Source organism: Streptomyces sp. NPDC104202 (genome assembly GCF_055584185.1).
Window position 1 is genome coordinate 14,611 of record NZ_JBVJMN010000027.1, and the last position, 12,974, is coordinate 27,584.

Annotated in this window: 11 protein-coding genes; 10 read left to right on the forward strand and 1 reads right to left on the reverse strand. The window is 72.6% G+C overall.

The window, feature by feature from the left end; translation table 11 throughout:
• The first annotated feature begins 37 nt into the window (after window positions 1-37).
• The 3 genes from ACZ60W_RS18900 to rpsD all read left to right on the forward strand — a co-directional run bounded on the left by ACZ60W_RS18900 (window position 38) and on the right by rpsD (window position 3,324).
• Complete coding sequence (locus ACZ60W_RS18900) at window positions 38-1,390, forward strand: replication-associated recombination protein A (RefSeq protein ID WP_469756512.1); 1,353 nt, start codon at window positions 38-40, stop codon at window positions 1,388-1,390.
• 271 nt (window positions 1,391-1,661) lie between these two features.
• Window positions 1,662-2,354 (forward strand): HNH endonuclease family protein, encoded by a 693-nt coding sequence (locus tag ACZ60W_RS18905; protein ID WP_469756452.1) that lies wholly within the window; start codon window positions 1,662-1,664, stop codon window positions 2,352-2,354.
• A 355-nt stretch (window positions 2,355-2,709) separates the two neighbouring features.
• Window positions 2,710-3,324: a 30S ribosomal protein S4 gene (rpsD, locus tag ACZ60W_RS18910; protein ID WP_015032311.1), complete on the forward strand. Its 615-nt coding sequence runs from the start codon at window positions 2,710-2,712 to the stop codon at window positions 3,322-3,324.
• 49 nt (window positions 3,325-3,373) lie between these two features.
• Here the strand turns inward: rpsD and ACZ60W_RS18915 are convergent, their stop codons facing one another.
• Window positions 3,374-5,614 (reverse strand): ATP-binding protein, encoded by a 2,241-nt coding sequence (locus tag ACZ60W_RS18915; RefSeq protein WP_469756453.1) that lies wholly within the window; start codon window positions 5,612-5,614, stop codon window positions 3,374-3,376.
• A gap of 168 nt (window positions 5,615-5,782) precedes the next feature.
• On the opposite strand from ACZ60W_RS18915, the gene ACZ60W_RS18920 reads away from it, so the two are divergent.
• From ACZ60W_RS18920 to ACZ60W_RS18950, 7 genes are all read left to right on the forward strand, one after another.
• The gene (locus ACZ60W_RS18920; protein WP_469756454.1) at window positions 5,783-6,220 is read left to right on the forward strand and encodes a DUF948 domain-containing protein; all 438 of its coding nucleotides are present in this window, start codon (window positions 5,783-5,785) and stop codon (window positions 6,218-6,220) included.
• A gap of 6 nt (window positions 6,221-6,226) precedes the next feature.
• Window positions 6,227-6,583, forward strand: a complete 357-nt coding sequence (locus tag ACZ60W_RS18925) for a hypothetical protein (protein ID WP_469756455.1) — start codon at window positions 6,227-6,229, stop codon at window positions 6,581-6,583.
• Window positions 6,583-9,252, forward strand: a complete 2,670-nt coding sequence (gene alaS / locus ACZ60W_RS18930) for an alanine--tRNA ligase (protein ID WP_469756456.1) — start codon at window positions 6,583-6,585, stop codon at window positions 9,250-9,252. Before ACZ60W_RS18925 ends, alaS begins: the two co-directional genes overlap by 1 nt.
• 2 nt (window positions 9,253-9,254) lie before the next feature.
• Window positions 9,255-9,719, forward strand: a complete 465-nt coding sequence (gene ruvX / locus ACZ60W_RS18935) for a Holliday junction resolvase RuvX (RefSeq protein WP_030693079.1) — start codon at window positions 9,255-9,257, stop codon at window positions 9,717-9,719.
• A 103-nt stretch (window positions 9,720-9,822) separates the two neighbouring features.
• The gene (gene mltG, locus ACZ60W_RS18940; RefSeq protein ID WP_469756457.1) at window positions 9,823-11,664 is read left to right on the forward strand and encodes an endolytic transglycosylase MltG; all 1,842 of its coding nucleotides are present in this window, start codon (window positions 9,823-9,825) and stop codon (window positions 11,662-11,664) included.
• Window positions 11,661-12,488 (forward strand): shikimate dehydrogenase, encoded by an 828-nt coding sequence (locus tag ACZ60W_RS18945; RefSeq protein WP_469756513.1) that lies wholly within the window; start codon window positions 11,661-11,663, stop codon window positions 12,486-12,488. The genes mltG and ACZ60W_RS18945 overlap by 4 nt, the downstream gene beginning before the upstream one ends.
• 41 nt (window positions 12,489-12,529) lie before the next feature.
• Window positions 12,530-12,892, forward strand: coding sequence for a hypothetical protein (locus ACZ60W_RS18950; RefSeq protein ID WP_469756458.1), 363 nt, complete (start codon window positions 12,530-12,532; stop codon window positions 12,890-12,892).
• Window positions 12,893-12,974 lie beyond the last annotated feature (82 nt).

Sequence of the window (12,974 nt, forward strand, 5' to 3'; positions counted from 1 at the left end):
GCCGCGCTGTCGGTGCGGTGACCTAGGCTTCATGACTGTGGAGCCCGACCTCTTTACCGCAGCAGCCGAAGACCGCCAGGAGAAGGACCCGGCCGGCAGTCCGCTGGCCGTCCGGATGCGCCCCCGCACCCTCGACGAGGTGGTGGGCCAGCAGCACCTGCTCAAGCCCGGCTCGCCGCTGCGCCGGCTCGTCGGCGACGGCGACGGCGGCCCGGCCGGCGCCTCCTCGGTGATCCTCTGGGGCCCACCGGGCATCGGCAAGACCACCCTGGCGTACGTCGTCTCGAAGGCGACCGACAAGCGCTTCGTGGAGCTCTCCGCCATCACCGCGGGCGTCAAGGAGGTCCGGGCCGTCATCGACGGAGCCCGCCGCGCGGTCGGCGGATACGGCAAGGAGACCGTCCTCTTCCTCGACGAGATCCACCGCTTCTCCAAGGCCCAGCAGGACTCCCTCCTGCCGGCCGTCGAGAACCGCTGGGTGACGCTGATCGCCGCCACCACCGAGAACCCCTACTTCTCCGTCATCTCGCCCCTCCTCTCCCGCTCGCTGCTCCTCACCCTGGAGCCGCTGACCGACGAGGACCTGAGCGGGCTGATGGCCCGCGCCCTGACGGGCGAGCGCGGGCTCGGGGGCGCCGTCACACTGCCGGAGGACGCCGAGGCCCACCTGCTGCGGGTCGCCGGCGGCGACGCCCGACGCGCCCTCACCGCCCTGGAGGCGGCCGCCGGCGCCGCCATCGCCAAGGGCGAGCCGGAGATCACCCTCCAGACCGTCGAGGAGACCGTCGACCGCGCCGCCGTGACGTACGACCGGGACGGCGACCAGCACTACGACGTGGCCAGCGCCCTCATCAAGTCGATCCGCGGCTCCGACGTCGACGCGGCGCTGCACTACCTGGCCCGGATGATCGAGGCGGGGGAGGACCCGCGCTTCATCGCCCGGCGGCTGATGATCTCCGCGAGCGAGGACATCGGCCTCGCCGACCCGCACGCCCTGCCGACCGCCGTCGCCGCCGCCCAGGCCGTCGCCATGATCGGTTTCCCCGAGGCGGCCCTCACCCTGAGCCACGCCACCATCGCCCTGGCGCTGGCCCCCAAGTCCAACGCGGCGACGACCGCGATCGGCGCCGCCCTCGCCGACGTGCGGGGCGGCCTGGTGGGCACCGTCCCGGCGCACCTGCGCGACGGCCACTACAAGGGCGCGGCCAAGCTCGGCCACGCCCAGGGGTACGTCTACCCGCACGACGTCCCCGGCGGCATCGCCGCCCAGCAGTACGCCCCGGACGCCCTCCACGGCCGCCGGTACTACGAACCCACCCGCTACGGCGCCGAGGCGCGGTACGCCGACGTGGTGGAGCGCGTCCGCGAGCGGCTGCGGGGCGGCGGCTGACACGGCCCCGCTCCCCGATCGGGCCGGGCTCGCGGGGTCCGGCTCCGCGGCTCGCCGATACGGCCTGATCGGCAGGACACCCCCTAGGGCCTGTCGTCAAAATCCCCTCTGCCCCGCGACGCCTGGCACGCGCTCTCGCCGCACCGGGCGAAAGCGCGAGTACGTCCCGTACGAGCACTTCCACCCGGCACACCGAGAGCACGCACCAGACGCCGCAGGGCCGCCCTTCGGGCAACGAGGGGATTGTGACGACAGGCCCTAGGCTCATCCCATGATCCGTGCGGTCGGTTGCCTGGTCCTCGTCGGTGCGGCGCTCGTCGGGTGCGGCGCCGGCGCGCGGACGCCGGAGCGTCCGGGCGCCTCCGCCGTCCCGCTCGTCACTCCCGGCTTCCCGCCGACCGCCGCGCAGGCCCGCACCCAGCTGGCCGCGCTGAAGGTCGCCCGGGGCGAGCACGGGCGGACCTACCGGCGGGAGAAGTTCGGGGACGGCTGGTCCGACGCGACCGACGCCCCCGGCGGGCGCAACGGCTGCGACACCCGGGACGACGTGCTGCGCCGGGACCTGAAGGACGTGCGGCTCGGCGACCGCGACCCGTGCGTGGTGCTGTCGGGGGTGCTGGACGACCCGTACACCGGGCAACGGCTGCCGTACACGTACCGCAGGGCCTCGCAGATCCAGACCGACCACGTCGTCGCCCTCGGCGCGGCCTGGCGGGCCGGCGCCTGGGCGTGGACCCCCGAGCGGCGGCTGCGCTTCGCCAACGACCTGGACGTGCTCCTCGCCACCGACAAGCGGACGAACCAGGAGAAGAGCAGCCTCACACCGGACAGGTGGACGCCGCCGCGCACGGCCTACCGGTGCGAGTACGGCCGGCGCTGGACCGGGATCAAGGCGAGGTACGGCCTGACGGTCTCCCCGCCGGAGAAGGCGGCCGTCCGGGAGCTGCTGGCCGCCTGCGGCTGAGCCCGCCGGACCCCGTGCGGGACGACCTCGCGGAGCCGGTACACTGGTCGGGATTGCTGCGTCCCGTGTCCGGCCCCGGTCGGCACACCAGAGCGGGACAGTCAGCGGGAGACCCGGCCCTCGGGCGGGGTTTCCAGGAGCGTCGCGCACCTTCGAAGGTGTCGCGGGCCACCCATCACCACCCGGGTTCCCGGGAGCGGCGATGGGTCGTTCGCGTGCTGCACGTATGTGCCCAGACCTGGGAGCGGCTGCCCTCCGGTCCGTCCCGTACGGACCCGGCGGGTTTCCCGGCTGCGGATGCGACCTCCCCTAACCCTGGTGAAGCCGTTTTCGCATCAATGAGAGAGGTTGGTTCATGCCGAACCAGTCCCGTCCCAAGGTCAAGAAGTCGCGTGCCCTCGGCATCGCGCTGACCCCGAAGGCCGTCAAGTACTTCGAGGCCCGCCCCTACCCGCCGGGCGAGCACGGCCGTGGCCGCAAGCAGAACTCGGACTACAAGGTCCGTCTGCTCGAGAAGCAGCGTCTGCGCGCCCAGTACGACATCAGCGAGCGCCAGATGGCGCGTGCCTACGACCGCGCCAAGAAGGCCGAGGGCAAGACGGGCGAGGCGCTGGTCGTCGAGCTCGAGCGTCGCCTCGACGCCCTGGTCCTGCGTTCGGGCATCGCCCGCACCATCTACCAGGCCCGCCAGATGGTCGTCCACGGCCACATCCAGGTCAACGGTGGCAAGGTCGACAAGCCGTCGTTCCGCGTCCGTCCCGACGACGTCGTGATGGTCCGCGAGCGCAGCCGCACCAAGCCGCTGTTCGAGATGGCCCGTGAGGGTGGCTTCGCCGCCGACGGCGAGACCCCGCGCTACCTGCAGGTCAACCTGAAGGCCCTGGCCTTCCGCCTCGACCGCGACCCGAACCGCAAGGAAATCCCGGTCATCTGCGACGAGCAGCTGGTCGTCGAGTACTACGCCCGCTGATCCGGGCCCCCGGCGCGAGCCGGGGGACGTGGTACCACCCCCGCGGTGTTCAGCCCGCCGCTTCCCCGCCCTTGCCGGTGGGGGAGCCGGCGGGCTTCCGCGTTCCCGGGACCGCCGCCGACCTGGCCGTACGGAACGGGCGCGGAGCCCCGGGCCCGGCCTGACGGCCGACGGAGGCGTTCCGCCGACCGGCCAGCGCGCGCTCCACCGCCGCGTCGACGGGCAGCGCCAGGCCCTCGCGGAACGCGGCGCCGTACGCCTCTGCCCCCAGCGCCTCGCCCGCCAGCCGCTCGCCCAGCGCCCTGGGCCCGCCGAAGGTCTCCGAACCGAACAGCCGGACGCCGACCGTGTCCCACACCGGCACCGTCGCCCCCTGCAGGACCGCCGCCTCCGCCGCGTCCCCCTCGCTCACCGTCACCAGCGCGATCAGCTCGATGGCGAGGACCAGCCCGACCAGGTCGTGGAAGACGTGGTTGATCGCGAGGCACTCGTCGAGCAGTCCGCGCGCCTCCGCGTACGCGCCCCGGGTCCAGGCGGAGAACCCCAGGACGTACAGGGCGTAGGCGCGCGTCCAGCGCTCCCCGCGCTCCTCGCACACCTCCCGCACCTCGCGGCAGATCGCGACCGCCCCCTCCAGGTCGCCCCGGAAGACCCGCGCCATGGCCAGTTCGACCTGCCCCATCAGGACGTTGCTGTTCAGCTCGCCGAGCTCCCGGTAGGCGTCCAGGGCCCGCCCGATCAGCTCCTCGGCCCGCGGCATGTCGTCGGAGAGCAGCGCCAGACACCCCATCCGGTGCGTCGCGTACGCCTCCGCCAGCGCGTTCCCCGAGGCCCGCGCCCGCTCCCCGCACTCGTGGAGCGCCGCCACCGCCGCGGTCCCGTCCCCCTGGAGGACGGCCACGTACCCCAGCACCCACAGCGCCTTCAGGCGCGCGTCCTCGTGCCCCGACTCCAGTGCGAGCGCCCGCTCCAGCCAGTGCCGGCCCTCCGAGAGACGGCCGCAGCCCACCCACGCGAACCACAGGGTGCCCGCCAGGTGCTGGGCGAGGTGCGCGTCCTCCGGGAGTTCCAGGCACAGGTCGAGGGCCGCCCGCAGATTGGGCAGCGCGGCGTCCGTACGGGCCGCGACCTCGCCCTGGCGCGGGCTGAACCACTCCAGCTCGCACCAGGTGGCCAGGCCCATGTACCAGTCGCGGTGCCGGCGGCGCATCCGCTCGGTGTCCCCGAGCGCCGCCAGCCACTCCGCCCCGTACGCGGCGACCGTGTCCAGCAGCCGGTAGGCGGGGCCCGCAGGCGTGTCCTCCCGCGCCACCAGCGACTGCCCGAGCAGCCCCCCGAGCAGATCCAGGATCCGGTCGGGCGGCAGCTCCGGGCCGCCGCACACGTACTCCACCGCCTCCAGGTCGAACGGGCCCGCGAAGACCGAGAGCCGCGCCCAGAGCAGCCGCTCCTCGACGGTGCACAGCTCGTGGCTCCAGCCGATCGCGGTCCGCAGCGTCTGGTGACGGGGGAGCGCGCCGCGCGTGCCGTCCGTGAGGAGCCGGAAGCGGTCGTCGAGACGGCACAGCATCTGCTCGACGGAGAGCAGCGGCAGCCGGCCCGCCGCCAGTTCCAGCGCGAGCGGGATGCCGTCGAGCCGCCGGCACAGCTCCCGCACGGCCTCCGCGGGGCCCGGGAGGAAGAGGGTCTCCGGTCCGGGCCGGCCGGCGGCCGGCGGGGGCGCGCCCACCGTCGCCGGGGCGGCCGGGACCGCCGCCATCGGGGCCCCCGCCTCCGCGGCCCGCTCGGCGAGCAGCGCCACGGCGTCCGCCTCGCCCATCGGCGCGAGCGTGAAGACCGTCTCGCCCGGCACCCGCAGCGCCCGGCGGCCCACCGCGAGCACCGTCAGCCCCGGAGCGTGGGCGAGGAGGTCCCGCACCAGCGGGGCGCAGCTCTCCACGAGGTGCTCGCATCCGTCCACGACCAGCAGCAGCCGCCGGTCCGCGAGGTGCTCCACGAGCGCCTCGCGCGGCGCGCGCGGGGTGTGGTCCGTCAGTCCGAGGGCCTCCACGAGGGCGTACGCCACCAGGTCGGGGTCGCGCAGGGGCGCCAGATCGGCGAGGCGCACCCCGTCGACGTAGCGTTTCTGCGCCTCGGCGGCAGCCCGGACGGCCAGCCGGGTCTTCCCGACCCCGCCCACTCCCACGACCGTGACCAGGCGGGACGCCTCCAGGAGCGCCGTGAGGGCGGCCTGCTCGGCGGCCCGTCCGACGAACCGGTTCAGCTCCGCCGGGAGATTGCTCCGTCGCATGGGACACGGAGCGTACCCATCCGCGCGCGCTCCGTACAATCGGTTCCCCGAACTCCCGTCCCACGAGCGGTAATGCGGTACGGCGGTCCGGCCCGGGCGCGATAGGGTCGGGGGACTACTTTGGGCACGTACCCACGACAGATCCGACGACACAGAGAGCGGTGCAGCGTGACCGGTGGAGAGGTTGCCGGCATCCTGGTGGCCGTCTTCTGGGCGATCCTCGTCTCCTTCCTCGCCGTGGTGCTGGTGAGGCTGGCGCAGACGCTCAAGGCGACCACCAAGCTGGTGGCGGACGTGACCGAGCAGGCCGTCCCCCTCCTGGTGGACGCCTCCACGACGGTCCGCTCGGCGCAGACCCAGCTCGACCGGGTCGACGCCATCGCGTCGGACGTCCAGGAGGTCACCTCCAACGCCTCCGCGCTCTCCTCCACCGTCGCGTCCACCTTCGGGGGCCCGCTCGTCAAGGTGGCCGCCTTCGGCTACGGCGTGCGCAAGGCGCTCGGCCGCGACCGGGACGGCGGGGACGTGCCGCGGGGTTCCGCGCGACGTACTGTGATCGTCGGCCGTACCGTGCCGTCCTCGAGACGCCGGAAGCAGAAGGGCTGAGCCGCCATGTTCCGCCGCACGTTCTGGTTCACGGCCGGCGCAGCCGCCGGCGTGTGGGCCACCACCAAGGTCAACCGCAAGCTCAAGCAGCTGACCCCCGAGAGCCTCGCGGCCCAGGCGGCGAACAAGGCGGTCGAGACCGGCCACCGGCTCAAGGACTTCGCCCTCGACGTGAGGGCGGGCATGGTCCAGCGGGAGGCCGAACTCGGCGAGGCGCTCGGCATCGACGCCCCGGTCGACCAGGCCGCCGCCCTCGACCGCGAACTGCCGGAGCCCCGTCGCAGGCCCGCGCTCGGCCCCCTGTCGCACAAGACCACGCATGCAATTCCCACGATCTCGTACAACCGGAATGAGGACCACTGATGGAGTCGGCTGAAATCCGCCGCCGCTGGCTGAGCTTCTTCGAGGAGCGCGGGCACACCGTCGTCCCTTCGGCGTCGCTCATCGCGGACGACCCGACTCTGCTGCTCGTCCCCGCCGGCATGGTGCCCTTCAAGCCCTACTTCCTGGGTGAGGTCAAGCCGCCCTTCTCGCGCGCCTCCAGCGTGCAGAAGTGCGTGCGCACGCCGGACATCGAGGAGGTCGGCAAGACCACCCGCCACGGCACGTTCTTCCAGATGTGCGGCAACTTCTCCTTCGGCGACTACTTCAAGGAAGGCGCCATCAAGCTCGCCTGGGAGCTGCTGACCACTCCGGTGGAGCACGGCGGCTACGGGCTGGAGCCGGAGAAGCTCTGGATCACCGTCTACCAGGAGGACGACGAGGCCGAGCAGATCTGGCGCGACGTCGTCGGCGTCCCCGCCGAGCGCATCCAGCGCCTCGGCAAGAAGGACAACTACTGGTCCATGGGCGTCCCGGGCCCCTGCGGCCCGTGTTCCGAGATCAACTACGACCGCGGCCCCGAGTTCGGCGTCGAGGGCGGCCCGGCCGTCAACGACGAGCGGTACGTGGAGATCTGGAACCTGGTCTTCATGCAGTACGAGCGCGGCGAGGGCTCCGACAAGGAGAACTTCCCGATCCTCGGCGAGCTGCCGTCGAAGAACATCGACACGGGCCTCGGCCTGGAGCGCCTGGCGATGATCCTCCAGGGCGTCCAGAACATGTACGAGACGGACACCCTCCAGGTCGTCATCGACAAGGCCACCGCGCTGACCGGCGTCGCCTACGGCAAGGCCCACGACAGCGACGTGTCGCTCCGTGTCGTCGCCGACCACATGCGCACCTCCGTGATGCTCATCGGCGACGGCGTCACCCCGGGCAACGAGGGCCGCGGCTACGTCCTGCGCCGCATCATGCGCCGCGCCGTCCGCAACATGCGCCTGCTCGGCGCCACCGGACCGGTCGTCCAGGAGCTCGTCGACACCGTGATCGACACGATGGGCGAGCAGTACCCGGAGCTGATCACGGACCGCAAGCGCATCGAGACCGTCGCCCTCGCCGAAGAGGCCGCCTTCCTGAAGGCCCTCAAGGGCGGCACGAACATCCTCGACACCGCCGTGACCGAGACCAAGGCCGCCGGCGGCACGGTCCTCTCCGGCGACAAGGCGTTCCTGCTCCACGACACCTGGGGCTTCCCGATCGACCTCACCCTGGAGATGGCCTCCGAGCAGGGCCTCTCCGTGGACGAGGACGGCTTCCGCCGCCTGATGAAGGAGCAGCGGGAGCGCGCCAAGGCCGACGCCAAGGCCAAGAAGACCGGCCACGCCGACATGACGGCGTACCGCGAGATCGCCGACGGCAACGGCGCCACCCAGTTCACCGGCTACACCAACACCGAGGGCGAGACCACGGTCGTCGGCCTCCTGGTCAACGGCGTCTCCTCGCCCGCCGCCACCGAGGGCGACGAGGTCGAGGTCGTCCTCGACCGCACCCCCTTCTACGCCGAGGGCGGCGGCCAGATCGCCGACCAGGGCCGGATCAAGCTGCACAGCGGCGCGGTCATCGAGGTCCGCGACGTCCAGCAGCCGGTCCCGGGCGTCTCCGTCCACAAGGGTTCCGTGCAGGTCGGCGAGGTGACCGTGGGCGCCACCGCCTACGCCAGCATCGACGTGCGCCGCCGCCGGGCCATCGCCCGCGCCCACTCGGCCACCCACCTGACCCACCAGGCGCTGCGCGACGCCCTCGGCCCGACGGCCGCCCAGGCCGGTTCCGAGAACCAGCCCGGCCGCTTCCGCTTCGACTTCGGTTCGCCGAACGCCGTTCCCGGCGCGGTCCTCACCGACGTCGAGCAGAAGATCAACGAGGTCCTCTCGCGCGAGCTGGAGGTCCACGCCGAGGTGATGCCGATCAACGAGGCCAAGCGCCAGGGCGCCATCGCCGAGTTCGGCGAGAAGTACGGCGAGCAGGTCCGCGTCGTCACCATCGGCGACTTCTCCAAGGAGCTGTGCGGCGGCACGCACGTCGGCAACACCGCCCAGCTGGGCCTGGTGAAGCTGCTCGGCGAGTCCTCCATCGGCTCCGGCGTGCGCCGCATCGAGGCCCTCGTCGGCGTCGACGCGTACAACTTCCTCGCCCGCGAGCACACGGTCGTCGCCCAGCTCCAGGAGCTGGTCAAGGGCCGCCCGGAGGAGCTGCCCGAGAAGATCTCCGCCATGCTCGGCAAGCTGAAGGACGCCGAGAAGGAGATCGAGAAGTTCCGCGCGGAGAAGGTCCTGCAGGCCGCCGCCGGTCTGGTCGACTCCGCCCAGGACATCCGCGGCCTCGCCCTGGTCACCGGCCAGGTGCAGGACGGCACCGGCGCCGACGACCTGCGCAGGCTCGTCCTCGACGTGCGCGGGCGCTTCCCGTCGGACCGCCCGGTCGTCGTCGCCCTGTTCACCACGGCCAACGGCAAGCCGCTGACGGTCATCGCCACCAACGAGGCCGCCCGCGAGCGCGGCCTCAAGGCCGGCGAGCTGGTCCGCACGGCCGCCAAGACCCTCGGTGGCGGTGGCGGCGGCAAGCCGGACGTCGCCCAGGGCGGCGGACAGAACCCGGCCGCCGTCGGCGAGGCCATCGCCGCCGTCGAGCGCCTCGTGGTGGAGACGGCGTGACGATGCGCCGCGGCCGCCGTCTCGCGGTCGACGTCGGGGACGCCCGGATCGGGGTCGCCTCGTGCGACCCCGACGGGGTCCTCGCGACGCCGGTGGAGACCGTGCCGGGACGTGACGTCCCGGCCGCCCACCGGCGGCTCCGCCAGATCGTCGAGGAGTACGAGCCCATCGAGGTCGTCGTGGGCCTGCCCCGCTCGCTCAGCGGGCGGGAGGGTCCGGCCGCCACCAAGGTCCGGGCCTTCGCGCGGGAGATGGCGAAGGGCATCGCACCGGTGCCGGTGCGGCTGGTCGACGAACGGATGACCACGGTCACCGCGACCCAGGGGCTCCGGGCCTCCGGGGTGAAGGCCAAGAAGGGCCGCTCGGTCATCGACCAGGCCGCCGCTGTGATCATCCTTCAGAACGCTCTTGAGTCCGAACGGGTATCAGGTAATCCGCCCGGCGAGGGCGTCGAAGTGGTCATCTGATCGCGATACGGTAACGTTCCGCGCGATGCGGCGGTTTTCGAACAGCTGCCGCACTACGTACGAGGCGGATCGTCCGGAAGCCTCGCGGCTGTTTTGGGGATCGATGACTGAGTATGGCCGGAGCCCCGGCTCCGAACCGTGGCACCCCGGGGACCCGCTCTACGGGGACCAGGGGTGGGAGGGCCAGCAGCAGCAGTACCCGCACGCGCAGCAGGCGAGCCCGTACGGCCAGGCCGGTCACGGCTACGAGGACCCGTACGGTCAGGGCGTCCCCGCAGGTCAGGGCGGTTACCAGGGCGACCCCTACCAGCAGCAGCCGCAGCAGCACTACCCGCAGCAGGGCTACCCGGACGCGCAGTACCCGCAGCAGTACCCGTACCAGCAGCAGGGTCAGCCGCAGCAGCAGTACCAGCAGGAACCTCCGCAGCAGCAGTACCCGCAGGAGTCTCAGCAGCAGCACTACCCGCAGCAGGCCCAGGGCGGTCAGCAGTACGAGACGGGATACCCGGGCGGTTACGACACGCCCGGGAACCTCGGACAGCAGTACGACGGCGGCTGGGAGGCCGGCCAGGCCGCGATGGCCTACGGCACGCCGCCCGCCGATCCGTACGGCGGCCAGAACCCCGACCTCTACGGCACCCCCGAGGCCTATCCGCCGCCCCAGCCCCCCGGCCGCCGCCGGACGCCCCCGGAGCCGGTGGTCGACTGGGCGCCGGAGGAGGAGGCGCGCCCCGAGCCGGAAGAGGAGAAGCACCCCTTCTTCACGGGCGAGGACGAGCCCGGGGACGACGACGCGTACGACGACGAGCCCGCCCGTGGCGGCGGCTCCCGCGGCGACGACCGCGATCGCCGGAGCAAGGCCAAGAAGCGCAAGGGCAAGAACGGCATGGCCTGCCTCGTCGTCGCCCTCGTCCTCGTCGGCGGCGTCGGCGGCATCGGCTACTTCGGCTACCAGTTCTGGCAGGGCGAGTTCGGTGCGGCCCCCGACTACGCGGGTAGCGGCAGCGGCGACGTCCAGGTCGAGATCCCCAAGTCCGCCGGCGGCTACGAGATCGGCAACATCCTCAAGAAGGCCGGCGTGGTCAAGAGCGTCGACGCCTTCGTCTCCGCCCAGCAGAAGAACCCCCGCGGCCTCTCCATCCAGGCCGGCGCCTACACGCTGAAGAAGGAGATGTCGGCGGAGAGCGCGGTCGCGCTCATGCTCGACCCGGCCAGCCAGAGCAACTTCGTCATCCCCGAGGGCCGGCGGAACGTCTGGGTGTACGCGGAGATCGACAAGAAGCTCGCGCTCGAGCCCGGCACGACGCAGGGCATCGCGAAGGCCAAGGCGGACACCCTCGGACTCCCGGACTGGGCCAGGAACCACAAGAACCTGAAGGACCCGCTGGAGGGCTTCCTCTTCCCGGCGAGCTACCCGGTCGCCAAGGGCAACAAGCCCGAGGACGTGCTCCGCAAGATGGTCAGCCGCGCCAACGCCGAGTACACCAAGCTCGACCTGGAGGAGAAGGCCCAGGCGCTCGGCGTCGAGAGCCCCTGGCAGCTCATCACCATCGGCAGCCTCGTCCAGGCGGAGGGCACCTCGCACGACGACTTCCGCAAGATGGCCGAGGTCGTCTACAACCGGCTCAAGCCGTCGAACCCGCAGACCTACGGCGGGCTGGAGTTCGACTCGACGTACAACTACATCAAGAACCAGAGCAAGATCGACCTCTCGCTGACCGAGCTGCGGAAGTACGACAACCCGTACAACACGTACTTCGTGAAGGGGCTGCCGCCCGGCCCGATCGGCAACCCCGGCGTCGAGGCCATGCAGGCCGTGCTGAACCCGACCCACGACGGCTGGTACTACTTCATCTCGATGGACGGCAAGACGTCCCAGTTCACGCGGACCAACGCCGAGCACCAGAAGCTGGTCGACAAGTTCAACGAGTCGAGGAAGAACTGATGGCAGCACGACGGGCGGCGGTCCTCGGATCGCCGATCGCCCACTCGCTCTCCCCGGTCCTGCACCGGGCCGCGTACGCCGAGCTCGGTCTCGCGGACTGGTCCTACGACCGGTTCGAGGTCGACGAGGCGGGGCTGCCGGGCTTCGTCGCCGAGCTGGACGACAGCTGGGCCGGGCTCTCGCTGACCATGCCGCTCAAGCGGGCGGTCATCCCGCTGCTCGACGAGATCAGCGACACGGCCGCCTCCGTGGAGGCGGTCAACACGGTCGTCCTCGGCGAGGACGGCCGCCGCGTCGGCGACAACACCGACATCCCCGGCATGATCGCCGCCCTGCGGGAGCGCGGCGTCGAGAAGGTCGAGTCGGCCGCGGTCCTCGGGGCCGGCGCCACCGCCTCCTCCGCGCTCGCCGCCCTCGCCCGGATCTGCGGCGGACCCGTCACCGCCTACGTCCGCAGCGAAGCCCGCGCCGAGGAGATGCGGGGCTGGGGCGAACGGCTCGGCGTCGAGGTCCGCACGGCCGCCTGGGAGCGCGCCGCCGAGGCGTTCGCCTCCCCGCTCGTCGTCGCCACCACCCCGGCGGGCACCACCGACGCGCTGGCCGCGGACGCCCCGGACGCCGTCGGCACCCTCTTCGACGTCCTCTACGACCCCTGGCCGACCCGCCTCGCCGCCGCCTGGTCCGACCGCGGCGGCAAGGTCGTCGGCGGCCTCGACCTCCTCGTCCACCAGGCCGTCCTCCAGGTCGAGCAGATGACGGGCCGCGTGCCCGCCCCGCTCGGCGCCATGCGGGCGGCGGGGGAGAAGGCCCTGGCGGCCCGCTAGGGCCATGTCACGCAGGGCGCACCACGGGGGACCACGGGGACATGGACGAGACATCGGTACTGGCGTCGCGGTGGGACCTGCCGGTCGGCGCCGGCCGGCTGCTGTGGGCGCTGGTCTTCGGCCATCTGCCGACGTGGGCGCGGTACACCCTCCTCGCCGTCCTCCTCACCCTGCTCGGCCACGCGGTCCTCGGCCGGCTGCGCGACCGCTCGGACGTGACGCGGGACGACGGCGCGCCCGACCCGGACGACGACACGGCGGTCCGTGAGGCCGACGCACCCGACACACCGGCCGACGAACCCGACCAGGCACCTGGCGGACCCGACGCACCGGCCGACGGACCCGGCGCGCCCGCCCGGCAGGGCGACGCACCCGTCCACGAGAGCGGCGCCGGCGTCCGATAGCTGGACCGGAGGGCGGGTCGGGGCTCCGGACGTGGGAGGATCGGGGGCGGCGGGCCAGGGCCGCGCACCCGGCCGCGTCGTC